This window comes from uncultured Coprobacter sp. (assembly GCF_947855755.1).
GTDB lineage: Bacteria > Bacteroidota > Bacteroidia > Bacteroidales > Coprobacteraceae > Coprobacter.
The window spans coordinates 37,865-62,948 of record NZ_CANUAR010000011.1 but is presented as its reverse complement, the minus strand read 5'-3'; the positions used below and the strand labels follow the sequence as shown (position 1 = coordinate 62,948).

General features: G+C 39.6%; 19 protein-coding genes. 2 read left to right on the top strand and 17 right to left on the bottom strand.

The window, feature by feature from the left end:
• Positions 1–3: 3 nt before the first annotated feature.
• The 9 genes from Q0093_RS07755 to Q0093_RS07715 all read right to left on the bottom strand — a co-directional run bounded on the left by Q0093_RS07755 (position 4) and on the right by Q0093_RS07715 (position 13,946).
• Positions 4–558, bottom strand: a complete 555-nt coding sequence (locus Q0093_RS07755) for an XRE family transcriptional regulator (RefSeq protein WP_009318566.1) — start codon at positions 556–558, stop codon at positions 4–6.
• A gap of 379 nt (positions 559–937) precedes the next feature.
• The gene (locus tag Q0093_RS07750) at positions 938–1,147 is read right to left on the bottom strand and encodes a heavy-metal-associated domain-containing protein (protein WP_297929479.1); all 210 of its coding nucleotides are present in this window, start codon (positions 1,145–1,147) and stop codon (positions 938–940) included.
• Positions 1,148–1,272: 125 nt separating this feature from the next.
• A complete protein-coding gene (locus Q0093_RS07745) occupies positions 1,273–2,247 on the bottom strand; it encodes a hypothetical protein (RefSeq protein ID WP_297929477.1) in 975 nt (324 codons plus the stop codon).
• Between the two features lie 96 nt (positions 2,248–2,343).
• Entirely contained in the window at positions 2,344–2,550 is a 207-nt protein-coding gene (locus tag Q0093_RS07740) for a hypothetical protein (RefSeq protein ID WP_297929475.1), read from the bottom strand.
• A gap of 10 nt (positions 2,551–2,560) precedes the next feature.
• Complete coding sequence (locus Q0093_RS07735) at positions 2,561–3,949, bottom strand: RagB/SusD family nutrient uptake outer membrane protein (protein ID WP_297929473.1); 1,389 nt, start codon at positions 3,947–3,949, stop codon at positions 2,561–2,563.
• Between the two features lie 14 nt (positions 3,950–3,963).
• Positions 3,964–7,332, bottom strand: a complete 3,369-nt coding sequence (locus Q0093_RS07730) for a SusC/RagA family TonB-linked outer membrane protein (protein ID WP_297929471.1) — start codon at positions 7,330–7,332, stop codon at positions 3,964–3,966.
• A gap of 20 nt (positions 7,333–7,352) precedes the next feature.
• Positions 7,353–9,671, bottom strand: a complete 2,319-nt coding sequence (locus tag Q0093_RS07725; protein WP_297929469.1) for a prolyl oligopeptidase family serine peptidase — start codon at positions 9,669–9,671, stop codon at positions 7,353–7,355.
• Position 9,672: 1 nt separating this feature from the next.
• Positions 9,673–11,301 (bottom strand): S8 family serine peptidase, encoded by a 1,629-nt coding sequence (locus Q0093_RS07720; protein ID WP_297929467.1) that lies wholly within the window; start codon positions 11,299–11,301, stop codon positions 9,673–9,675.
• A 443-nt stretch (positions 11,302–11,744) separates the two neighbouring features.
• Complete coding sequence (locus Q0093_RS07715; RefSeq protein WP_297929465.1) at positions 11,745–13,946, bottom strand: cation-translocating P-type ATPase; 2,202 nt, start codon at positions 13,944–13,946, stop codon at positions 11,745–11,747.
• 166 nt (positions 13,947–14,112) lie between these two features.
• Between Q0093_RS07715 and Q0093_RS07710 the strand changes: the two genes are divergently transcribed.
• Together Q0093_RS07710 and Q0093_RS07705 are read left to right on the top strand one after the other, a co-directional pair.
• The gene (locus Q0093_RS07710) at positions 14,113–14,760 is read left to right on the top strand and encodes a DUF5715 family protein (protein WP_297929464.1); all 648 of its coding nucleotides are present in this window, start codon (positions 14,113–14,115) and stop codon (positions 14,758–14,760) included.
• Positions 14,761–14,813: 53 nt separating this feature from the next.
• Positions 14,814–15,728, top strand: a complete 915-nt coding sequence (locus Q0093_RS07705; protein WP_297929518.1) for a DMT family transporter — start codon at positions 14,814–14,816, stop codon at positions 15,726–15,728.
• Positions 15,729–15,783: 55 nt separating this feature from the next.
• Here the strand turns inward: Q0093_RS07705 and Q0093_RS07700 are convergent, their stop codons facing one another.
• The 8 genes from Q0093_RS07700 to aroA all read right to left on the bottom strand — a co-directional run bounded on the left by Q0093_RS07700 (position 15,784) and on the right by aroA (position 24,964).
• On the bottom strand, positions 15,784–16,545 hold the full coding sequence (locus Q0093_RS07700) for an outer membrane beta-barrel protein (protein WP_297929463.1): 762 nt from the start codon (positions 16,543–16,545) through the stop codon (positions 15,784–15,786).
• A 532-nt stretch (positions 16,546–17,077) separates the two neighbouring features.
• Positions 17,078–17,293: an immunity 17 family protein gene (locus tag Q0093_RS07695; protein ID WP_297929461.1), complete on the bottom strand. Its 216-nt coding sequence runs from the start codon at positions 17,291–17,293 to the stop codon at positions 17,078–17,080.
• A 316-nt stretch (positions 17,294–17,609) separates the two neighbouring features.
• Positions 17,610–18,035 carry a tRNA (adenosine(37)-N6)-threonylcarbamoyltransferase complex ATPase subunit type 1 TsaE gene (tsaE, locus tag Q0093_RS07690; protein WP_297929459.1) on the bottom strand — a complete coding sequence of 142 codons (426 nt, stop codon included), beginning with the start codon at positions 18,033–18,035 and terminating at the stop codon, positions 17,610–17,612.
• A gap of 13 nt (positions 18,036–18,048) precedes the next feature.
• Positions 18,049–19,590, bottom strand: coding sequence for a bifunctional response regulator/alkaline phosphatase family protein (locus Q0093_RS07685; RefSeq protein ID WP_294178651.1), 1,542 nt, complete (start codon positions 19,588–19,590; stop codon positions 18,049–18,051).
• A gap of 5 nt (positions 19,591–19,595) precedes the next feature.
• Positions 19,596–22,373, bottom strand: coding sequence for a tetratricopeptide repeat protein (locus Q0093_RS07680; RefSeq protein ID WP_297929456.1), 2,778 nt, complete (start codon positions 22,371–22,373; stop codon positions 19,596–19,598).
• A 78-nt stretch (positions 22,374–22,451) separates the two neighbouring features.
• Entirely contained in the window at positions 22,452–23,273 is an 822-nt protein-coding gene (locus tag Q0093_RS07675; protein ID WP_297929454.1) for a metal ABC transporter permease, read from the bottom strand.
• Positions 23,274–23,301: 28 nt separating this feature from the next.
• Entirely contained in the window at positions 23,302–23,724 is a 423-nt protein-coding gene (locus tag Q0093_RS07670) for a phospholipase (RefSeq protein WP_297929452.1), read from the bottom strand.
• 16 nt (positions 23,725–23,740) lie between these two features.
• Entirely contained in the window at positions 23,741–24,964 is a 1,224-nt protein-coding gene (gene aroA / locus Q0093_RS07665) for a 3-phosphoshikimate 1-carboxyvinyltransferase (protein ID WP_297929450.1), read from the bottom strand.
• Positions 24,965–25,084: the final 120 nt, after the last annotated feature.

Sequence of the window (25,084 nt, the reverse complement as noted above, 5' to 3'; positions counted from 1 at the left end):
AATTTAGATAATTATAGCAAGGAATTGAACTCGTTTACCATCGAGAGCTTTCATGCCGTGAGGTCGGTTGGCATCGAAGTAAATGCTGTCGCCTTCATTAAGAAACAATTGCTTGTCTCCGATTTGCAGCATCATGTGTCCTTCGATCACAAGGTTGAATTCTTGTCCCGGATGGCTGTTCAAATGTACGGGAGCTGATTCGTTTCCCGGTTCTACGGTAACGATAAACGGGTCGGCTTTACGGTTCATAAATCCGGCTGCCAGAGATTGGTATTTATAAGCTTTCGTTCTCTCGACGGCAGCTCCTTTTCCTTTGCGGGTTAAAAAGTATGCATTCATGCGCGGTTCGTCACCGAACATCAGTGCAGATAAGTCTATACCGTAATGCAGGCTGATTTGATGTAATATACTTACGGGAATATCTTGTTCTCCCGATTCTAATGCTATGTATTTTTCTTCAGAAATGCCACAAGCCTGAGCTACATCTTGAGTAGTCAGGTCGAGTACATCGCGCAGTCCTTTTAACCGGATCGCAATTTGCTTTATCTGTTCGTCCATAATTATAGTTGTTTAACTTGTGCAAAGTTAAAGAAAAGGACGGTAATAGCAATAAAATGATATTGAAATAACGAAATCGCTTTTATTTTGTAATATAAAGGGGAGTCGGGGTATGTTATATCGTATCTGTCGTTCTGTTAAAAAAGAACGTTACTCGATGTTTTTAAGTCTGTTTCCCGTAGCTCCGCTATTTTTTATAGGCTCTAAGAGCCTGTCTGAATTTTCCAATTAGAAAATACTATCAGGTCATCTTTGTGTTTTCTTCCGGTCTTTTTTCCCGTTTTCCCTCGTCAGATAGCCCGCTATCCTCCTCCTAAAAACAGAAAAATATCCTCGAAAGAAACTCTCAAATCTGACCCGAGCAAAATTTAGACAAGCTCTAACCGATTTTTTCGGCTTTAAATCCTGCATCGCTAACCGCTTTTATAATGACGGCATCCGGCTGGTCGGACGTTACGGTCAGTATTTTATCTGCACTGTTCAGATCTATATCCCATTGTTCGCGAGGTAATATTTTATCGAGTGATTCCGCTATTTTGGCAACACATCCTCCGCATTTGGCATTTGTCTTAAATTTACTTGTTTCCATTTTTTTGAAATTAGGTTTTAGAGCCTGTCTGAATTTTATAACAACAAAAGTAACAAAAACGTTTATACAAAAAAATAGGAAATACTAATGAAAGCATTTCCTGTTTTTGTAAGTTGCATATATAATTATTGTACCCGTTTGAAGTGGTAACGCAACGGATAACCAAACATAGCCGGTTCATCTTCTGTTTCCCCTTCTTCTTTCGCAAATTCATACTCTTCGACGAGGAAGTCTGTCGGTTCATAAGAGTAGATAACCATTTCGAGAACCTCTTCGTTGTTTTCGTCTTTGATTACGGTAAATCCTACTCGAGAGTCCTTGATTGTCGAGCTTGTCGCTGAAAAGTTGGCGTTGATATTATCCAAGATAAATACGGCGACAGTTCTTTTAACATAGAAGTTGTCCCCATAACGGAAATCTTTTTCTCCTACATATTGCAGGTTGCTGTTACCGACGAAATAATTTTTCAGGTCGCTTTTCAGGTTTACTTCGATTCCTTGGTCGCTGATGGTGATCTGGTCTTCCGCCGATACTTGAGGGAACTTTGTTATATCAAGCCAAAGTGCATAATACGCTGAATTATCCCATGTACAATTGCTCCATGTCCCTTTCAGTACTTCTAACGTTTCTCCGGCGATCTTGATCGTAACCGATCCGTTATTTCCCAAGGAAAACCGGTCGGTATCGTTTTGGGGTTTCTGTATATTCAGGACGATAACATCTTTGCCTTCTTCTTTTTGTAACAGTTTCAGTTTGAGAGTACCTTTCGACGCTCCTTTTGCTACGGTGAGTGCCTTTTCTCCATCGAATTCGAAATGCGTACCCTCTACGGCAGTAGATGTTTCATCTACAACGATCGGGAAAGTAATATCCTTCGGTGCGGTAAAAGATTGAGTGGAGTTTTCTTTTTTCAATAAAGAGACTTCGACTGTCGCCGTTTCGAACATCGTCGCATTGTCGTATGAGAACGAGTAGATCACATCCTCGGTCAGTTCTGTCGTTACGTCATCGAAAACTTCTTTTTCATCATCGTCTTCCGAACAGGCTGCAAATCCTAAAGAAAGCAGAATGGCAGCCATTGCATACACTGTTTTTTTCATTTTGTTCTGTTTTTTTAGATTAATAAATTTGATTAGTGGAAAATTTGTTTTTTATAATTTATTTAAAATTTCATTTGGAGTGAGATTCGTATATTATCAGTTTCCGACATTGTCTTGATATTCCTTTTTTATTGCCTCGTATTCGGCTCTTTCCGATGAGGTCAACTCTGTACTTGGGAAATAAAAATAGGAGTTATTGTTATCTACCCGAGGAGCTTCATCCTCGTAAGAGTCGCATGCTGAAAAAACAGCTGATACGAAAAAAAGAATCGTTCCGAATATTGGTCTATTTAATAGTTTCATAACTTCGTTTTTAGTTAATTATATAATCCTCGTAACCTTCATTTTGTTGCAGATCGGGAATAAGTTTGGTGTCGCGTATCGGGATGGGGAAGTTATACATGAACTTTCTGTTTGTATATTTTTGTCCGTTTACGGCAACCCAGAATTCGGGACGTCCGTTTCGTTTCAGTTCATAAAAGCGGTCGTTTTCGAGAAACAGCTCTTTGCGACGCTCGGTCAGTATCAATGCCATCAGTTTGGTGAGCGGTGCTCCGGTTACGTCCTGAGTAATGTAATCGGTTCCGGGTATCGGTTCGGGCAGAGAAGATAGTGTCAACGGTTCATAATTCAATATACGGTTTCCTCTCAGGGTATTGATATCCGCCAATGCAAGGTCTTCACTGCCTTTGTGATAGTAGCTTTCCGCTCTGATCAGAAGCATTTCGGCACTACGCATGCCTGAGAAAATAAATTTTGTAGCGATACGTTTTTTCGAGAAATTCATTTCATAGCGTATGTCGTTGGCCTTTTCCGTATCGCTGAATGTATCGAGAAACCGTTTGCTGACAGGCCTGTAATTGAGGGGTTCATAAGTGCCTGCTCCTTCCTGTTCACTGCTGGAAGAGGAAATCAGTTCCGACTTTATCAGCATGTTCCCTTTCAGAGAATAACCGTTTTCCATCATGGCCTTGTATCCTTCCCTATCTACCAAGGGATGACTTTTTATCACTTCTCCTGCGTAATAAATGGCATTGTCCCATTGTCGGGTCCAGAAATAAAAACGGGCGAGATATCCTTTTACAACATCTGCGGTAAACCGCCATATCGGTTCTTGAACGTTATAGAACAGTGCTTTTTTAAAGTCTTCTTCGATGAGTGTCATCGTTTCTTCTAAAGAACTGCGAATAGGGCGCTCTTCCATATCGAATGTCGTGACCAGTTGCAATCCCAATTGCGATTTCTGCAAAGGATCATATACATCGCAATAGAGGCGCATCAGTTCGTAGTAACAAATTCCCCGCATGGCGTAGGTAGTACCCAATACGTTCTTTGCTATGTCCGATTCGGAGTCTTTCATCTCTCCGAGTATGATATTGCAATCTCGTATGATTTCATAATAAGAGGAATAAATTGTTTCTTGTGTAACGATATTACCAATGTAGTTTTTTAATACAGATCCTCCTGTTTGGGTAAGCGCCACTTCCAAGTTGTCGCAGGCCGATTCGTTTGACGCAACATTATCGCTATTGGGAATAATAGTAGATGTTCCGTAATCCAACCCGTTGAGATGAGTATGCAGGAGAGCCGAAAACTCTTCCGCGCTTTCGGGTATCGTCTCTTCGTGAGGTTTGATATCGAGAAATTCCTTACAAGAAGAGAGGCTTAGGAATAGAAGATATGTTATAAATAGTCGTTTCATAATGTCATAATTTATCAGAATCCGATATTAAGTCCTAATGTGAAATTCCTTGCTTGGGGATATACGGCACCCGGTGTTTCGGGGTCTATTCCCGAGTAGTTACTGAATATGCATACGTTGCTGACCGATGCGGTAAGTCCGAATGATGTGATGCGGGCTTTCCGCATCCACTGCGCGTCAGGGAAACTGTAATTGAGATAGATATTCCCGATCTTGAAATAGGAGATATTCTCGATAAAAGCCCCGTTAGTGATATAGGACAATGTCGTCATATAGTCTTCGAGAAATTTTCCATCGATAGATATCTTCGTACCGAATGCATCGACAAGACGCGGGTATCCGTCGGTAATCGGGTTCGACTCGGTCCATCGGTTTACCACATCTTTCGAAACATTCAGGTGGTTTGCGTAGAGATCGCTGCGAGATGTCTGTGGACTGTTTTGTACAGATCCATTTATTATGCTGTAATATGCAGGAGAGGAGATCTCGCTGTTTATCTTATTCCCGATAGAGTAGTTTCCGCTTACTCCCAATGAAAATTGTTTGTAAGAGAAATTGATCGAGTATCCTCCGTTTACAGGAGCATTGGAAGTTCCGATATAGAAACGGTAATTATCCGAATTTTTTCGGTAGTTGTTCTCTTTACGGTCGGTATCGGATCGCAGTTTGTAGGTATATATTCCCAACTTCGGATCGATGCCGTTGCATATACCCGAGAAGAGGGAACTGATCGGATATCCTTCTTGCTCGGTATTGTAGGCACTGTACGGTGAATTGTACTCTACTAATTTATTAGCATTGTATGCAGCATTGATTGAAACATTCAATTTAAAATCTTTTGTTTTGACGATTTGTCCCGATACGGTTACTTCGACCCCTTTATTCAGAATCTTGGAGGTATTGTATGATTGGTCATCGAATCCTGTGGAATACGGGACATAAACGCTGCTGATTATATCTTTACCCAAACTACGGTATCCGCCGATTTCTATCTGCATGCGTTCATCGAAAAATCCGGCGTTTACCGATCCGCTGATATCGAACGTACGCTCCCAGCGGAGTTTCGGATTGGGCGGATTTTTGATATATCCCATACGATAATAGGTCTCGTCGGTTTTTCTGAAATTACTATTGTATGTCATTATGATATAAGGAGTTGCGGAAGCATTTACTTTTCCGGTATATCCTCCCGATACTCTGAGTTGCAGGGAACTTAATGCCGGTTTCAACCTGTACATAAAATTCTCTTCGCCCATATTCCAGCTTAGACCTAAAGAACCGGTCGGGTTGAACTGTTCTTTGCTTCCGAAACGGTTCGAGCCGTCGGTACGCATCGTGTAGCTGAGTACATATTTGTTCATCAATACATAGTCTAATGAAGCGTAAAATGATGCCATTGCGTCCTCATCGGTGCTTTGCCCCGAATTTCCGTCCATAAGGGAGGCAAATTCAACAAGTTTATTATAATCCACCTTTTGGTCGCTCGGATATACCGGAGTGGAAGAGTTTTCGGTTACCGTGTCGTATCCGTATCTTTTGGAGTAGATGTTTTTGGCATATTGTCGTCTGATCTCCGATCCGGCAAGCAGGCTTATGTTATGTATATTGGCAAATGTCTGGGAGAAATGGAATTGTCCCCGCAGGCTGTAACTTTGATTGAATGCCGTGGATTGAGCAATCGATCCGTAAGTGCGGGTAGAGGAGAAGCTGCTTCCTTCGAACGGGCGGTCTGTCCATGCGGCGTATGTGTCTTGCCCGTTGATATTTTCGGAGATGTTGTTAGTGTAGCTGTAAGAACCCAATCCTTCGAATTTCAAGTTTTTCAAGATCGAGATGCCTAAATTCACATTTATGTTCACATTTACGTTTTTCGCTTCGGTCGAGGTGTTTTCCATTTCCCGTAAGATATTATAACCGTTCGATGGTATCTGCGAACTCGTAGAACCGTTATTTTTTGCTAATGTAAAATAGGTCTGGTCTTTGGCGTAAGAACCGTCGCTGTTGTACGGCATTTCGTACGGGTTGGCGAAATAGGCGTATTTGAACGGATCGACGTTCAAGGACGCTCCCCGAGAGATTTGATAGGCCATGTCGGTAGTCACGCCTAACGTAACGCGTTTATTGGGTTTCATATCGACCTTTGCACTCACATTATAACGGTCGTAATTGCTCTTTTTCACTAAACCGTTATTGCGGTTATATCCGGCAGATATGTAGTATGTACTTTTGTCCGATCCGCCGGAGAACGAGAGATGGTGACTGTTCGAAATGGAGGTGCGGAATATCTCGTCGAACCAATTGGTCGTGTGCTGGCCTAATTGGGAGATATAGGCATCCTGTTCGGATTTCGTCCAATCTTTGAAATTGCCTTTTCCCGAACGTATCATACCGACGATTCCGATTACCGGATAATGGGAGGTTTCATCTCCGCTTATGTATTGTTGGTATCCTGCAGCCGAAAATTCATCCCATAGTTCCTGCTCCCATGCTAATTTTTCTTGAGAGTTCATCAGGTTCGCGCTGCGGGGAGGTTTGGTAACGAACGTCATATTGGCGGAGTAGTTGATCTGCATTTTTCCCGCTTTTCCGCGCTTGGTCGTTACGACGATAACGCCTGCGGCAGCCTGAGAACCGTAAATTGCGGCGGCCGAAGCATCTTTTAAGACACTGATCGACTCGATTTCATTCGGATCTATTCCTGCGATTCCGCTGGTGAAAATATTATTGAAGTCTCCGGTCGATAATTGACTGTTGTCGATTTTAGGAATATTACGTTGCAAGGGAACACCGTCTATGACCCAGAGCGGATCAGCACTCTCTTTTGTCAATGACTTTGTTCCGCGTATGCGGATCGTGGAAGATTCTCCCGGACGACCTGAAACGGCCTGTACGCTGACACCGGCCAGTTTCCCTTGAAGGAGCTGGTCTATATTGGCGGTAGGAGATCCTTTCAAGTCTTTGGCGGTTACTATGCCGACAGAACCTGTGACCCGGTCTTTAGTTGTTTTTCCATATCCCGTTACAACCACTTGACCCAGTTCTTTAGTGTTGTCTTTCAGCATAATATCGAACTTCCCTGCGATATTTGCCGTCATTACTTTCGATTCGAGTCCTAAGAAAGAGATACGGAGAGTACTTCCTTTTTTCACGTAAATCGTAAAGTTTCCGTCTTGATCGGTAATTGTTCCGTTACTTGTTCTTTCTTCTCGTACAGAAGCTCCTGCTAACGGCTGTTTCGTTTCATCATAGACCGTTCCGGTAATTTTGATTTTGTCGGACTTGTCCTGCGCAAAAGCATTTATTCCGGGAATCATCAGCATGAAGACCGCTAACATTGTCGGATATAAATACACGCTTTTCAGTATTACTTGCTTGAGTTTCATACAAAACTTTCTTGTTTTAATTACTTGTGATGAATGATATCTATGTGTTCTTTTTTCGGGTTTAATAAATGCTCGACAAAGTAGTAGCGGATCAAATTGTAATAATAAGTATTCCCTACTCCATGATCCATTCCGGGCATAACCATCATGTCGAACCGTTTATCGGCTTTCATTAGGGCATCGGCCAGTCTGAAAGTCGTCGACGGATGTACATTTTTATCGACATCTCCAGTGATCAGCATTAACCGACCTTTCAGATTTTTTGCCAGTTCGTTATTTGTCGGAATTTTGCAGGTAAAGACAGTTTTTCCCGTTATGCTGTCGGTGTGGGTTTTTACTCCGTGATAAGTTTCTCCCCACCACTGTATGTATAAGTTGTTATCGTGGTTTCCGGATGCAGCTATACCTACTTTGTAAAAGTCCGGATAAGTGAGCATGGCAGCTACGGTTTGGAATCCTCCTCCTGAATGTCCGTAAATTCCTACTCGGTCGAGATCGATAAACCGATAACGGCGGGCAAGTGTCTCGATCGCATGTTTATCATCTGCCAACGGATAATCTCTTAAGTTTCCGTATCCGAAACAATGAAAATCCCGTCCTCGTATTTGCGAACTTCCCCTTGCCCCTACATTGATAACTACAAAACCCAGTTGGGCTAAAGATTGATTATAATTGTCATCGACCGTAAATGCTCTCGGAATCTGGTCGTCTTGCGGACCCGGATATACATTTGTTATAATCGGGTAAAGACGTGTCGTATCTAAATCGAACGGAAGATACATGATTCCGTAAAGATCGGTCGAATCGTCTGCTGCTTTTATTTGGAATAATACGGGAGGTTTCCATCCCAGTTTCCTTAGTTCCGAGTCATCGCTTTCTTCTAATACCATATTCTTTTTAGGCGAGGCGATTTTTATCAGCTGACTGACCGTCGGCATATCCATGCGCGAATAGTTGTCTATTAAATATTTTCCGTCAGGTGAAAGTTCTATACTGTGTGTCCCGTTTCCCGGAGTCAGTAATGTGAAACCTTTTCCGTCCAGATTAACTTTATAGAAGAATCGGTAATGCGGATTGATTCCTTTTTCCCGGCCATATCCTTCAACAATAATCGTACGGTTCAGCGTATCGAGTTTCATAATCGTTCCGGCAACCATGTCGGGCGGGGTAATGGCGTTTTTCAGGTTTCCGTTATTATCATACAGAAAGTATTGTCCTTTGCCATTTCTTTCAGACCACCAGATGATTTCTTTTCCGTCATTGATAAGGTGATATTTGAAAAGTTGGATGTTTATGTGCGGGGCGCAATGTTCCGTGATCAGTTCTTCTACTTTTCCCGTGCGAATATCGAGTCTGCACAAGTCGATATAATCGGCAGGACGACTTCTTCGGGTAAAAAATACATATCCCGGAGTTGAAGAATAACTTATTTCAACTTTCTGGTCGGGATATTTAGCTATGGAAACCGGAATTTTTTCTTGAGTATCTGCATTGAAAAGAGCTATATCGTATTGACTTATTCCCTGATCTCCGGGCATCGGCATTTTATAAGTGTCCGTGGTCGGGCGGGGATTTGCGAGACTGTTGACCAAAGTCATTGTCTTGATTGCCCGCTTATCTTCTCTGAAAGCAAAAATGATATGCGTGTCGTCTATCCAGCGAGCCGACGTATAGCAACATGCCGTGTCCCGTTTTTCATCGCTGTTCGAAGTATAAGAGAAATACGGTTCGCCATCGGTCGTCAGTTGTATATCTTCTATCTTATCTTTATGCGAAAGGTATAAGTTATGATCCCTTCCGTATATGTAGAATTTGTTGTCTTTCGAATATTTTTCCCATGATTTTTTCCCGAAAATAGCGGGAAAACCGCTGCCCGTACTTTTTTTCTTGACTTCCGGAACAGTGGAAACGATTTTGATTTTACCTGTGTTTACATTATATTCGAAAGTCTTATTATCTTTGCGAATATAGAATTTACTAAGATCTTTATTATAGAAATCTAACCGGTATATTTTTAATTTTTCGGGTGTGTATTCTGTTTGGGTAAGCCGGGAAATATCTTCAGCTAAACGTTTGTTATCAAAAAGCAATTTCTTCTTTCCTTTTGTCGCATCGACTAAATAGAAGCTCCGCACTCCGTTTTTTTCTATGGCATAATAAAAGTGGTGAGTGTCAGGAATCCATGTTGCTAAAAGAGAGGAGCGATAATGTCCCGACAGAGAGTCTGCCGTATATTTCTCGGCAACATTCCAATTTACATAGTCTTGACATAGACTGTTAAAAGGAAATATAGCTGCTAAAAACAGGAAAGAAAACAGTTTTAAATATAATTTTTTCATCTTATTTGTTCTTTTTTGAAGACAACTGTTGAGCCATTTTTACGGCATTTAAAGCATTAACAATACCTCCGGAAACACAAAGCGAATCGTACATAGTAGTATTCCCCTTTTTATTCGGTCCGGGAATTTTTACAGACTTGCCGTTCATCGGCGTTACGCTCTTTATCAGGACATCTTTTACTTGACCGGCTGACAGCTTGGGAAAATAGTCCCGGATGATGGCGGCAATACCTGCTACTACGGGAGCTGCTATACTCGTTCCGCTTGAGGTGGTATATCCGTTGTTTTCACCTAAAGATGTAATATCCATTCCCGGAGCGAAGAGATCTACACTGTTTTTTCCATAATTGGATATTGATCCGGGGTTGCCGTTTATGTCCGAAGCTCCGACACGGATCAGGTTATCTATTCTTTTCCCCGTTTTATCGAGTCCTTGCGGATAATAGATTTTTTTATCGCAGTCTGTACCGTTATTTCCGGATGCCATGACTAACAAAACGTCATGGTCTGCAGCATAACGAATAGCATCTTCTACCATATCGGCATCGGGAGAAGTCTGTTTGCCGAAACTCATATTGATGATTTTAGCTCCGTTATCGACAGCATAACGTATTGCAGATGCAATGTCTTTATCGTATTCATCACCTTCAGGAACTGCCCGGATCGTCATTATTTTTGCTGTCGGGTAAATCCCGATCATTTTATTTTCAGGGTTTGGTTGGGCTGCGATTATTCCGGCAACGAATGTGCCGTGGAAGTAATCATCGCACATTATATCGGGATTCCCGTAAAAGCGGTCGGATGCGTCGTGTATGTCATCGCCCATAAGCAGCCGTTTATCTTTGTCTGCTTCGATGCTTTTGATACGGGTTTGTGCCTGATTCAGTTTTGCATTATGCTTGTCGACCAGAGTTTGCCATAGTCGGTTTTTGCTGCCGTTCATAAGATCGATGGCGATCAGTTGTGCAGATATATTGAATAGAGAATCGTTTGCATCGATACTCATAATGTCGATGACTCTCAGGGAGTCTTTACCGGGATATGCCGATTTTGCCCGTTTAGTGAGTTCTTCGTACGCATTTGCTTGTTGTTGCAAATATTCGGTGAATTTGAAATAGGATTCGATGCGTGCTCCTGCCTTCATTTTCAGGTAATAGATAAATTCGGGAGACGCATTTGCTATTGTTGTCGAGTCGGTCGGGTAATTTTTATATTTCGGATATAATCTTTTAAATTCGCGAAATTCTTCTGTACCGGCGCTTCGCATATTAAAAGATCCGTCGGGAGTTCCTAAAAAATTCCAACCGGAAACATCGCCTTTATATCCGTTTTTATCATTGTCTTTACCATTGTGTTTTTCTTTTTTATTGTGCCATAAAGCTTTTTGTATATAAAGGTGGGTGGTATCAGTCCCGGAATCGATTACTCCGACGATAATATTTTTTTTCGGTTTTAATTTTTGTGATTCTAACCATACGAGTGCAGATGAAACATTTGTTCCGATAATTGAATCATTGAATAGCAGATGCCATTCGGACATAAATTTATCTTCGGGCTTTTTAGATTGTGCAAAAATATTGATTATGCAAAACACTAACACATAAGGAAGTATAAACCATTTCCTTTTCATTTCAATTACTGTTTAGGTTGATTACGTCCGAAAAAACGATCGTTTTTTTAGACGATTTTGAATTTTTATGTCAAAATAAAAGATTGATAAAATGTTTTTTTATGCATTTATTATGCAAATATGTGTGCAAAAATAAGCAATTTATTTATTTTGTGATACAAAAAGGCGATTTTTTTATCATTATGAATGAAAAAGTGAATCTTTTAGTAGAAATATGGTAAACAGATAAGCCTATTGTTTATTGGAAGATTTAAACAGGCTCTTAGCCTTTTTTAAGAGAGGAAATTTAGATAAATAGTCCCGAACAAATGAGAATAATTATTGGATTGTTCTCATTCGAATTTAATCGCTTTTATCTATGTTTATGTATCTCTCTTTAAAGAGGAAAACTGGAGACGACAAAAAAAGTTATTATCTCGTCAGGAGTATTGCTGAAGATGAATTTAGCTATATTTTAAACGTAAGCTGTTCAGAACAACCGAAACCGAACTGAATGCCATTGCCGCACTTGCCCACATAGGATTTAATAACAATCCGTTTATCGGGAATAATATTCCTGCGGCAATAGGAATACCTATGACGTTATAGATAAATGCCCAGAACAGATTTTGGTGGATGAGTCGGACTGTTCTTTGAGAAAGTTTGATTGCTTGGGGTAACAGTAAAAGATCTGAGGTCATCAGCGTTACCATAGCTACATCCATCGCAATATCTGTGCCTTTTCCCATAGCGATACTTACATCTGCCCGTGCCAGAGCTTGAGAATCATTAATGCCGTCTCCTACCATTGCAACGATTTTCCCTTTTTGTTGCAGATTCTGTATATATGTTTCTTTATCAGCAGGCATGACTTCGGCCTGTATATGTTTGATCCCCAATGTCTCGCCTATCATTTGTGCGGTTTTGTTGCCGTCGCCTGTGAGCATATGCACTTCTATACCTCTTTTTTCAAGAGTTTGTACTGCCTGAGCCGATGTCGGTTTTAGTGAGTCGGTGATAGCAAAAACGGCCATGAGGAAAGAATCCCTTCCATAGTATATGATACTTTTATTCTCCTTAGACCACATTTCTGTTTTTTGTAATGCTTTTTCCGGTAATTGTATTTGTTGTGTTTGAGCGAAAGACAAACTTCCTACCCAGTATTTACTGTCTTCGAAAACAACTTCGATCCCTTTTCCGGTAATACTTTCGAATGAATTGATTTCTTCCGGTGCAACACCCTTCTCTTTCAGATATTCGGTAATTGCGATTGCAAGAGGATGTTCCGACTTTTGTTCTGCAGCAAGTAATATCGATTGGGAGGTTTGATCAGAATCTGTAATCCAGAGAACATCGCTTACCGAAGGATGACCTTCGGTTAATGTTCCGGTTTTGTCTAATACGACGCAATTTACCTTACATAAGTTTTCAAGAGCAAAAGCATCTTTGATCAGTATGTGCTGTTCTGCACCTTTACCTATCCCGACCATAAGTGCGGTCGGGGTTGCCAATCCTAAAGCGCATGGACATGCAATGACAAGTACCGATACTGCTGATAACAAGGCATAGGAAAAATAATGGTTGCCCCCGATGATTATCCATACGATAAATGTTATTATGGAAATGCTGATGACGATAGGGACAAAGATGCTGCTAATGCGATCTACTACTTTTTGAACAGGGGCTTTGCTGCCTTGGGCTTCTTGTACCATACGTACGATTTGTGCGAGTACGGTACTGCTTCCGACTTGGGTTGCGTTCAAGATAAACGATCCCCGTTGATTTATTGTCCCTGCCAATACACGGTCTCCCGATTGTTTTTTTACCGGAATAGCTTCACCGCTGATCATACTTTCATCAACATAGGAGTTTCCGTCGATTACAATACCGTCTACCGGAATTTTTTCTCCCGGACGTACACTGATTTTGTCGTTTGGTTGCAATTGCCCGATCGGTACTTCTATTTCTTCGGTTTCAATGACTTTCCGTGCAGTTTTCGGTTGCAGTCCCATAAGTCCTTTTATGGCAGATGTCGTGCTGTTTTTAGCTCGCTCTTCCATTAACTTTCCTAAAAGAACAAATGCGATGATCATCCCGGCAGCTTCGTAATATACATGAGCCTCCATACCTTGTTCAGTCCAAAATTGAGGGTATATAGTGTTAAACAGGCTGAATAAAAATGCAATCGATGTACTTAATGCTACCAAAGTATCCATATTGGCGGTGTGCTGTTTTGCCTGTTTCCACGCATGGGTATAAAAGCTTTGTCCGGAGTAGAGCAGAATAGGCAAGGTAAGTACCATCATAATCCATTCGTTTCCGGGTATATGCATAAAAATCATAGATAGGAGCATGACCGGAATAGACAAAATCCATGCGATGATTACTTTTCTTTTTAAGAGAGCGTAATGGCTTTTTCGCGCTTCTTCTTGTATATCTTCTTGATTTTCTTCATCTATAACAAGATCATATCCGATAGATTGAATCTCTGCTTTGATTTGTGGCAACGTGATCTGTTCGGGATTATATTCTACGGTAATTGTATTTGCTGCAAAGTTGACAGAAGCGGAAGTGACTCCTGATAATGAATTTACTTTGTTTTCTACATTGTTGGCACATACGGCACAACTCATTTCCAGAACCGGCAAAGTACATTTTTTCATCATATCGATAGCTCTCTAAGATTTTTTTTTAATAGACCTTAAAGGTATAACAAAATATTTGTAATGAAGTTTTTTCTTTTTGTTTTATACGGGATTTCTTCAAAGATTGTTTTTCTAACCGGGAAACTTTTTTTAAGTTTGTCTCGTATTCATCCGTAAAAATAAGTGTGTGAAAAGAATTGTTTATCTCTTGATTTTTGTTTTAGCAGTATCCGGTTTTTCATGCGGAAAGTCGAAGGAAAAAGTAATCACGGTAGAAAAAGATTTGAAAATTATTCCGTTCGGGCGTTTTTCTCGGGCATTCAACGATATGAATGACCGGCATCTCGAAGCCGCTCGTCGTTTGGGAATTGTTCCGGCGTCGTCCAGAGAAGAGGCGCTCTCCGGAAATATACATTTATGTGAGATAACAGATTGCGAATATTATAAAGTAGATTCTCTTACCCACTCTATACCCTATCTCGTGCCGAAAGCAAAAGAATTGTTGGAGACTATCGGAAAAAACTTTATCGATTCTCTGGAAAGTCGGGGAGGAGGAAGCTATCAGATTTTGGTTACCAGTGTTCTCCGGGTAGATCAAGATGTTAAACGTTTACGGAAAAAGAATGGGAATGCAAGTGCGAATTCTGCTCATCGTTACGGAACTACATTCGATATTGCTTATTCTCGTTTTGTTGCTACGGATGACAGGTATTTAATTCCTAAAGAACAACTGAAACATATTTTGGCAGAAGTATTACTGAGCTTAAAAAAAAGAGATGCTTGTTATGTCAAATATGAAATTAAGCAGGGTTGTTTTCATATAACAGCACGTTGATTTTCTAATCAGGAACAGAATCTGCTTTTGTCTCCCTTTATTTTTTCTCGATTATAAAAAAAGGTTTGATGTATGCAATTGCTGCCTCGTTTTTATGGGCAATTGTAAATCCGTTTATAAAACAAGGATTGAGCTATGATTTCACTCCGATGAATTTTGCCGGATTACGTTTTACGGCGGTAGGTATGATTCTTTTTGCATATACATGGCATAAAGGTATGTGGAAAGAGATATTATTGCATAAGCGTCTTTTTTTGAATTTGATTTTTATCAATATGTTTTTCGGCTACTCGGCGTTCTATTTCGGCGTTGATTTTGTGAGTGGAGCTATCTCTTCTATCGTTATGGGGATGACACCTATTATAAATGTCGTTCTTGCCCATTTGATAGCTAAGAATGATAAACTCAATATCTATAAGATCGTTAGTCTGATAGTCAGTTTAACGGGACTGCTTCTGATTATCGGCATGGGAAATGATGGAGAACCGCTCGATTTAAAAAGTATATGCGGAATAGTTTTATTGTTGCTTAATATTATATTGCAGGGATATTCGGCTATTTCTGTTTCTGAAGATAAAGGAAAGATAGATCCTGTTTTTCTGAATGCCGTTCAAATGTTTTTTGGTGGAGCTTTGATTTATGGTGTAGGTATTTGTACCGAAGGGTATCATTCGTTTATCAGCAAGCCTGCGGGTTTTTATATAAGTTTGGGAGTGCTTATCTTCATATCTGTTTTTGCATTCAGTTTTTGGTTTATGGCTTTGCAGTCGAAAGGCGCTAAAGTTTCGGATATAAATATGTGCCGTCTTATCAATCCTATTTTAGGCGCGGTTTTGAGTTGGGTTATGCTTGCCGGAGAATATCCTACGATAACTACGGTGTCAGGAATGCTGATCATCGTTTGTTCGTTGATAATTTATTTTAAAGGAGAGATTATCGTACAGGCTTTGCGCCGGAACGAAAAATAAAAATGCGCGAAATATTTTTCCGCGCATTTTATGTAATTACAGAATAAGTTCTTAATTAAAATCTCCAACCTAAACGAATTGAAGGAACAACATTAAATAACAATTCTAAATCGGTTTTTTTGGAGTCATTTTTATATTCATCTTTATCAATATCTGTTCCATCGATTTTACCTTCTAAACCTAATTTTTTATAATTTGAGGTTTGAAGACCTAACCAGAATTCAGTACCACAGTATAAACCTTTGTACATATAGAAATCAAAACCTGTCAACGCTTTCAAATAGAAAGAAAATTTACCACTTGGGGTGCATCCAGCAAGAGGATTATTATTTAAATCTGGGTCAAAAGTTGATGCATCAGTGTAGAGATTTTTAAATGTAAGATCTGTTTCAACATTTCCTGTTTTTGTATTGAAAGTTGTTTTAGCATTTTCTAAAAGGAATCCTGTTTCACCTCCTACATATACCGATAGACGAGGTGCGATGTCGATGTGATATTCATATCCTACGCCTAAGTTGAAGTTTCCTTGTTTTGATTTGATATCTTTGCTCCATGATGTCTTATCTGCATCGTCAAGTACCCCTTCATTTGAGAACTTATTAGAATTTACACCAAAACCTAAATTCAGACGAAGAGCATGTTTTTCGTTGAAGAAGTAACGCAATTTCAAACCGTCAATTGAGAAATTTTCATTGTCTTGGTTAAACGGATTGAACTGAATTTCAGTAGTTACTGTTCCGGCTTCGGGTTTGTACTGAGCAAAAGAGTTTGCTGATGCCAATAAACATACAGCGGTTGCTAAAAGTAGCTTTTTCATACATTTTCAAGTTTTAGTTATACTTTAAAAGTTTGTTTGAAAAGATTGCATATAAATACGAAACTTTTAATGGTTGTTCGTTTTATTTTGCAATACAAATGTATGCTAAAAAATAAAAGGTATATATATGTTTACAATAATTAATTTGACATGCAGCGTTTAAATAAACTTTTATTTTTAATTATTTGATTGATTGTCAATATTTTGTATAATTGCTTATATATTATAATATATAGTTATCCTGAATAATGAAGTATTTATATAGTTAATAAAAGTGAAAACAACGATTGCGGGATAAAAAAATGATATGTTTCGAATATATTTTAAAATGTTAATTAAGACAGGTTCTAAGAGCTTGTCTAAATTTTGCTCGGGTCAGATTTGAGAGTTTCTTACGAGGATATTTTTCTGTTTTTATGAGGATGATAGCGGGCTATCTGACGAGTGAAAACGGGAAAATAGGCCGGAAGAAAGCGCAAAAATGACCTGATAATATTTTCTAATTGGAAAATTAAGACAGGTTCTAAGAGAATTAATTTATTTCAGTATATATAGAAATGGCCATTATCCAAATGAGAATTCCCAATATTATATAAAAAATACGAGCTCCTGTCCGTTTAAATAAGCGAACGAAAATTTTTCCATTGTTTGTGTTGAAAAACCAATCCCAGTTTGCAATAGCGGCACATATCGATAATGTACCTAAACATGCGAAGAAAATAGAGATAATATATTTACTGATAATCATTATCGGATACGATGAAAGGTTGTAATCTTTTAAGACCCTGTCTGAATTTCCGGACTCTTTATCGGAATCAAAAAGGTACTTTCGAAAACAGTTCTCAAAAGATATCTGTACAAAATTTAGACAAGATCTTAGAGCCTGTCTTAATTTTGCTCGGGTCAGTTTTGAGAGTTTCTTTCGAGGATATTTTTCCGTTTTAGGAGGAGGATAGCGGGCTATCTGACGAGGGAAAACGGGAAAAAAGACCGGAAGAAAACGCAAAAATGACCTGATAATATTTTTTTATCGGAAAATTTACGACAGACTCTTATATTTAAAATTATTCAAGTTCTTCGCTGGTTACGCTTCGACTTCCGTTTTCATTTTCGGTGATAATGATATTGGCGCAGTCTCCGGGTAACAAGTCTTCTATTTTCTCAGGCCATTCGATAAAACAGAGAGCACCGCTGTAAAAGTAATCTTCATATCCGAAATCATAAGCTTCTTCGGGTTTATTGATCCGATAAAAATCAAAATGGTAAATGAGTTCTCCGGTTGCTGAGCGATATTCGTTGACAATGGCAAAAGTCGGACTGTTTATTACGTCTTCGACACCGAGTTCTTCACATATAGCTTTGATAAAAGTTGTTTTTCCGACACCCATTTTCCCTCGAAAAGCAAATACGGTGGTGTTTCCCATTCGAGAAATAAACTCTCGTGCAGCCTCTCTGATGTTATCTAAATTATTAATTGTAATAGTTTGCATAAATTGTTTTATGTTATTTCTTTGACAGTGTTATAAAAGGAATCATCATTTCCTCCATTGAAATACCTCCGTGTTGGAAAGTATCTTTATAATATCCTACATAGTAGTTGTAATTGTTCGGGTAAGCTAAAAAATCCCGGTTCGTTGCAAAAATATAAGTCGAACTTACGTTCGGAGACGGAAGCCCGAAACGGTTAGGATTTTTAATTTCGTAAACCTGTTTGGGATTATAACTCATATTTTTGCCGACTTTATAGCGCAAATTCGTATTCGTATTGCGATCTCCTACTACTTTGATCGGGTTATCGACATTAATTGTTCCGTGATCGGTAGTCAGTATGATTTTGTAGTCGGTTTCGGCTATTCTTTTAAAAAGGTCGAGAGCCGATGAATGTTTGAACCATGATTCTGTAAGAGATCGGTATGCAGCATCTGTAGAAGCCAATTCCCGTATCATTTTCGATTCGGTACGGGCATGAGACAGCATATCCACAAAATTGAGTATGCAAACATTCAGTTGGTTACGTTCTAATTGAGCAAAATTCTGAATCAGTTTATCTCCGAATTGCGATTCGTTGATTTTGTTATAGGAAAAACTGTATTTTTTACGAAAACGATCTATTTGGGTCTGAATTAATGGCGCTTCATTCAAATTTTTTCCTTCCTCTTCCTCTTCATCTACCCAAAGTTCCGGGAACATTTTCGATATCTTATCCGGCATCAATCCCGAGAATATTGCGTTTCGGGCATATTGAGTCGCTGTGGGCAGAATGCTGAAGTAGAGTTCTTCATTAAAAGTATAGTATTCGTTGAGTAACGGTTTTATCATTCTCCACTGATCGAGTCTGAAATTGTCGATCAAGATAAAGAATACTTTTTCTCCTTGATCCAATAACGGGAATATTCTGTTTTTAAATAACTCGTGGCTCATCAACGGATGCTCGTCTGTGGTGACCCATTTTTCATAGTTTTTTTTAATGAACTTTGTAAAAGCAGAATTGGCTTCGGTTTTTTGCATTCTCAGCAAATCACCCATGTTACTGTCAGTCTCTTCGAGTTCGAGTTCCCAGAATACTAATTTTTTATATACCTCATACCAGTCTTCCCATGAGAATGAATCATTGATTTGGGAACTGATTTTGTTGAATTCCTGCTGATATCCGGAAGTCGCTTTTTCCGAGATTATTTCTTTTTGATAAAGGTTCTTTTTGATAGATAACAGTATTTGATTCGGATTTACGGGTTTTATCAAGTAATCGGCGATCTTGTTGCCGATAGCCTGAGTCATGATATTCTCCTCTTCATTTTTCGTAATCATGACTACCGGTACATCCGGATTTGTTTCCTTGATTCGGCTAAGAGTTTCCAACCCGCTCAATCCGGGCATGTTTTCGTCCAATATAATCAAGTCGAAATGCTCTTTCTCAGACATTTCCAAAGCATCGCGTCCATTGGAAACCGTAATAACTTCATAACCCTTTTGTTTTAAGAAAAGGATATGAGGTTTTAATAAATCTATTTCATCGTCTGCCCAAAGTATTAGTTCGTTTCTCATACTATTTATTGGTTTTGCTCAAGAAAATGGAAATATTCATCGAAACTCCGTCCCTCGAGTAGTAACTTGAAGTTCGATTCGCTAATCATTACCGGTCTGACGGTATCGGGGAATCTCATCCCTTTTTCACTCCCGATCATACGACGATAAAGAGTTAGTTCGTCAAAGTTATTAAATCCTTTGATAACAAGCATACTAATTTCGTTAAAGGAGATTATTTCCAGATCAAAATCCTTAATCAAAAAGTTTGAAAAATTATATTTTGCGACGTCGAATAATAATTGGTTCGAAGAAATACTGTCTGTCGGATATACCAAAACAAGCAGGTGTGGAGATTCTTTATCCATTGTGAACGGAGCTATCGAGTCTGTTGCCATTCCGGTAGAATCGTTAGTCATATTGTTTCCTAAGCGTAATTCCCAAATATTAGATTTTCCTGTTCCGGATAATACCGATTTACCTTGCGCTATCCCTTTTAGCATGTCTGTAGCCAGAGGGCTGACATCTTCAGTCGGATATTTTTCCAACAATTCTTTCAGTCCATTTTTGAATTCGTCTATCCTTTTTTCGTTTACATAGGCGAGTGCATCTACCAACATAAACTTCGGCATCAGTTTTGATAACGGATAAGTTTTTTTCATGTAATGGTATAATTCGTGAACCTCCTCGTTTCTGTTTTCCAAATAAGCCTGATATGTTTTATTGTATATAGAATCTTGCATCGAGTCCATTTTTCTCAAATTATCGAGGTAGTTCGGGTCTGCTAACGCTATTGCATATTTACTTTCCGGAAAATCTTTTATAATCCGGTTCTTGTAATTATCTGCCATTGCTATATCACCTAATTGCATATATATCAAATATGTGTTATAGTAGGCTTCAAGACGGAAATCGTTTTGAGGAAATTGGTTGTCAAGGCGATTGAATGCATCTAATGAAGCATCGAAATCTCCTAATTGATTTTTCAGAATAATTCCCATATTGAAAAGCCCGTCGGCGATTATTTCGTTCGATGTGGCAATATCTTCAGGAGTTAGCGGGAGTTGCTGTATATAAAATTCCGGTTTATGCGGATCATTACTTGGTTCGTTGACTTGTGTCGTATCAGACACGGCTGTGTCGTCCGTTGTTTCGTGTTCTCCATCTTCATTTTCCAAATCGGCGGTTTCATCTGTTCCGGTCAGGTCATCCATAGAAAACGATGCTTTATCGCGCCGACGCCAGTCGTCTTCCAGTTTTCTGCGTCCCCATTTTCTCTGGAACTCTGTTTTACCGGCAGATACTAAAGCCGGATTATAAAAATACCAAGCATTGCTTCCGTTACCGAGGTTCATATTTGGGATTGTCGGTTGTTGAGCTCCGCCCTGATTTCCGAATTGCGGAACATTTCCTTGCTGTTCTGCAAGATATGCTTCTTTCTTTGCTTCCTCCTCAGCTTTTTTTTCGGCAGCGATAAGGTCATCTATTTTTTGCTGGATAATCTTCATTCTTTCAGGCTCGGGTAGTGCTGCCAGTTGCTGCAGACTGTCTTGTAGTTCTACGTTCTGTGCATGGATTGCCAGTTCATCCAATACTTCAGAGCGTTTTACCAATTGTGCATAGTCCGGGTATGTCTCGTCAATCAAAGGTATTGCTTCAGCATAACAAGGTTGAGCTTTAGTGTATTTACGTTGGTTGAAATAAATATTCCCCAAAGTCAGCTGACTAATTGCTTTTTCGATACCTTCACGGGTACTTTTTTGTGCAGCGAGGATATAGTTTTTTATAGCATTTGTCGTATCTTGACGTGAAAGATATAAATTCCCTAAAGCATAATAGATTTGGTCTAAGTAATCTTTATTTTTCGGGCTTTTAGCCATTTTATTCAGCGTTTTCACTATCTTTTCGATATCACCTCCCGGAAATACTTCGGTTTGCTTTATTCTGGCATTCAGCTCGGTTCTGTAAGGTGGGCTCATCTTTATCACTTTGCCGAAAGTCTGATAAGCAGCTTGATTATTATTGGTCAGGGCATAAAGTTGCGCCAACAGAAAATTCATTCGTATTTTCTGGGCTTTTTTACTTTCGGCTTTTATTGCTGTTTGCAAATATGGGATTGCCTGTTTATATTCTCCGTTACGTATTAAAAAGTCTGCATTTACGGTAGAAAACCAATTGTTGAGTTTAGACGGAAGACCATCGTTGTTGATTTTCTGCAAAACATCTTCTGCTTCATACATCCAACCCATTTCAAGATAACAACGGGCGAGCCATATTCTGGATTCTGCAATCAGATCGGGTTTCCATGTAAAATGGCGAGTAATATAAATAAATGTTGCCGAGGCGGCAAGAAAGTCTCCTTTATAAAATTGTGCTTTCCCCATGAGCAGCCATGCATTATGGATAAAAGGATTAAATTCTCCTCTTTTTACATATTCCCTGTATTTGGGGTCATGCATCTTATTCTGATTCCGTTTCGGTTTTTTTTGAATAGAGTGTAACTTTATTGCTTTTTGGCATTTTTCTATGGTGCGATCGAAACTTCCGTTCGGTTTAGTTTCTTTAGGATTTCCGTATGCACTGACCGGATGCATGTGCACTAATCGGGTAAAGTTATCTTCATAATTGCTCTCCATATTTTTCAACTGTTCTTTATAATTTTCTATACCGTTGAAATAAACATTGTAACGGGTAGTCATTGCCTGGTAAGAACGGCTCAGTTTTGTGTTTTTCTTCACCGAACATGAAAAAACGGTAAACAGGCACAATGCAATAAAAGTGATATGGAGATAGATTCGTCTCAAATGTAATCTTATGATTAAAAGTTCCTATTAAAATAAACCTGTAAAATGCTGTTTTATTGTTTTTAAAATGTAAAAAACTCAATTCCGGGATTTTCGTAAACGACTGCCCCATATCGACATTCTCGCCATCCCGTAAAAAATTACTAATATAAATACGATACAAGCTCCTGCCGGAACATTGATATAGTAGGAAATTACGAGTCCGGTTATTCCTGACAGAATACTTAATATGATAGAACTGTAAATGATTTGTTTATATCGGTTGAAAAATAGGTCGGATATCATTTGCGGTACGGTGAGCAGTGACATTAGCAACATGATGCCGACTAACCGGATTGTGAGAACTACGCAAACCGATACCAGAAATGTCATGCCATATTCTATCAGACGTACGGGAAGTTTGCGGGTTGCCGCAAAATCCCAGTCAAAGGCTGTATATACGATATGCCGATAGAATAGTATGAATACGAGAATTAATCCGGCGGTATATAGTGAAAACAGAATTAAATCTGTATGGGTTATGGTCAGAATATTCCCGAAAAGAAACTCGCTTAATTCTGGTGTATATCCCGGTGTCATGAAGATGCAGATGATTCCGATAGCCATCCCCAATGCCCAGAACGCTGCGATCGCGGAGTCTTCACGAACTCCGTTTCTTCGGGACATCCATTCCACACCGAGTGCAGACAAGACTGCAAAAAATAGCGCGGATAAAGTCGGGCTGATTCCAAGAAAAAATCCGAGCCCCAACCCTCCGAAAGAAGCATGAGTGATCCCACCCGTAATAAATACCATACGACGAGTAACGATATAAGTCCCTATAATGCCTCCGGCCAGACCGATCAAGATGACTGCAAATAAAGCGTTCTGAAAAAAAGTATATTGTAATATGTCCGACATGATCTTACTAAAAAAAGAGATAAAAATATCAGGAATTTTCTCTTCGTTCTCCTACAATGAGCAGTACTTCGTCTTTTAACGAGTCGGGCAATTCTATTCCCCGGAGTTGGAGACTTCTGACCCATCCGGCAATCTCTTCACTGCGGAGCGTATATAACACTTCTCCGAATTCGGCAGTTTCGGCAGCATTATAGCTATCTGAGTGGCGGCCTTTAAAAATGTCGAGTTCTTCATCATTGTAATATTCTATATCTTTACTTACCGCTGCAAGCAAGCTTTCTTTTTCGCAGATTTCATGCATTCCGCAACATTCTGAATCATCGGGTTGCAGATGTTGCGGGTTCGGAATTTCTCCCGAATCTATTTTTTGTTTTAACTTCCGTTTGTAACGTTTATCCAACCATGCGGAAACGAATCCCAAGATAATGATGGATGCTATTATGTATAACATTTGTCTGTCGTTAGTTTTATTGTTCCCGTATATCAAACCCGGCGCTTTTCATATCGTCCCAGAAAGAAGGGTATGATTTGCTGACGACTTCCGGGTGATTGATTTGAATTCCCGGAAGTATGAATGCCGCCGGAGCAAAAGCCATAGCCATACGGTGATCGTCGTATGTGTCGATCGAAACGCTATCTCCTGTTTTACAACGTTCTCCGTTCCATTCGAGAATAGAATTTTGTATATCATTAATCTCATATCCCAATTTTCTTAGCTCCCGTTTCAGAGCTTCGATACGGTCGGTCTCTTTGATTTTGAGAGATTGTAAACCCGAAAATCTGAACGCTATATTCTTAAACGCGCAAGTCGTTACTAAAGTTTGTGCCAGATCGGGTTGATCGGAGAGGTCGAGCGTTAATTTTTTGCACCGCTCGCCATTGCGTCTGAGTTTTATTCCGGTTTCGGTAAACTGAGTATTTATTCCTAACGGAACAAAAAAATCGGCGATTTTGGAATCTCCTTGTACGCTGTTTTTTTGCAGTCCTATTAATTCTATTTCGGCTGAAGGAGATAAAGCCGCTATCTCATACCAATAAGATGCGGCCGACCAGTCCGATTCTACTTTGAATGCGGTAGGTTTATATTCTGCCGGAGCTACACGAATGACATTCCCGTTCCATTGAGCGGTAACACCGAACTGTTTCATCATTTGCAATGTCATGAGGATATACGGCTTCGAAATGATATTTCCGGAGAGAGTAAGCGTCAATCCTGCTTTCATATAAGGTGCGATCATCAGAAGAGCAGAAATATATTGAGAACTGACATTCCCGTTCAGGCTTAATTCCCCGCCTTCTAACGCGCTTCCGAAAATCCGAAGGGGAGGATAGCCTTCGTTTTCAATGTATTCGATACGAGCGCCTAATGAACGAAGAGCATCGACCAATAATCCGATAGGTCGTTGTTTCATTCGTTCAGACCCTGTAATTATCCATTCTCCTACGATTTTAGATAAGAATGCCGTCATAAATCGCATTGCCGTACCTGCGGCATGGATATCGAAATAGTTGTCATTTGACTCCAACGCTTTTACCATTACTTGCGTATCATCGCAATCCGATAAGTTTTGGATATTATATGGGCTGTAACTTAGTGCATTTAATATCAAAGCCCGGTTACTTATACTTTTCGATGCCGGAAGCTGTATCGTGATCCGGCAGGAAGATGGTGCGGTTATTTGGATATTCATGTCATTCTTTCTTATCGATTCGTGCAAAAATAACGAAAAATAAGACAACATCGATTCCTTATCGGAAAATTTAGACGACAGGCTCTTAACCTACTCTGAATTTTTGTAGAATTTCAGAAA

Bases quoted from the DNA above. Each gene is read 5' to 3' on its own strand.
- Q0093_RS07755 (WP_009318566.1), bottom strand. From the start codon at position 558: ATGGACGAACAGATAAAGCAAATTGCGATCCGGTTAAAAGGACTGCGC.
- Q0093_RS07750 (WP_297929479.1), bottom strand. From the start codon at position 1,147: ATGGAAACAAGTAAATTTAAGACAAATGCCAAATGCGGAGGATGTGTT.
- Q0093_RS07745 (WP_297929477.1), bottom strand. From the start codon at position 2,247: ATGAAAAAAACAGTGTATGCAATGGCTGCCATTCTGCTTTCTTTAGGA.
- Q0093_RS07740 (WP_297929475.1), bottom strand. From the start codon at position 2,550: ATGAAACTATTAAATAGACCAATATTCGGAACGATTCTTTTTTTCGTA.
- Q0093_RS07735 (WP_297929473.1), bottom strand. From the start codon at position 3,949: ATGAAACGACTATTTATAACATATCTTCTATTCCTAAGCCTCTCTTCT.
- Q0093_RS07730 (WP_297929471.1), bottom strand. From the start codon at position 7,332: ATGAAACTCAAGCAAGTAATACTGAAAAGCGTGTATTTATATCCGACA.
- Q0093_RS07725 (WP_297929469.1), bottom strand. From the start codon at position 9,671: ATGAAAAAATTATATTTAAAACTGTTTTCTTTCCTGTTTTTAGCAGCT.
- Q0093_RS07720 (WP_297929467.1), bottom strand. From the start codon at position 11,301: ATGAAAAGGAAATGGTTTATACTTCCTTATGTGTTAGTGTTTTGCATA.
- Q0093_RS07715 (WP_297929465.1), bottom strand. From the start codon at position 13,946: ATGATGAAAAAATGTACTTTGCCGGTTCTGGAAATGAGTTGTGCCGTA.
- Q0093_RS07700 (WP_297929463.1), bottom strand. From the start codon at position 16,545: ATGAAAAAGCTACTTTTAGCAACCGCTGTATGTTTATTGGCATCAGCA.
- Q0093_RS07695 (WP_297929461.1), bottom strand. From the start codon at position 17,293: ATGATTATCAGTAAATATATTATCTCTATTTTCTTCGCATGTTTAGGT.
- tsaE (WP_297929459.1), bottom strand. From the start codon at position 18,035: ATGCAAACTATTACAATTAATAATTTAGATAACATCAGAGAGGCTGCA.
- Q0093_RS07685 (WP_294178651.1), bottom strand. From the start codon at position 19,590: ATGAGAAACGAACTAATACTTTGGGCAGACGATGAAATAGATTTATTA.
- Q0093_RS07675 (WP_297929454.1), bottom strand. From the start codon at position 23,273: ATGTCGGACATATTACAATATACTTTTTTTCAGAACGCTTTATTTGCA.
- Q0093_RS07670 (WP_297929452.1), bottom strand. From the start codon at position 23,724: ATGTTATACATAATAGCATCCATCATTATCTTGGGATTCGTTTCCGCA.
- aroA (WP_297929450.1), bottom strand. From the start codon at position 24,964: ATGAATATCCAAATAACCGCACCATCTTCCTGCCGGATCACGATACAG.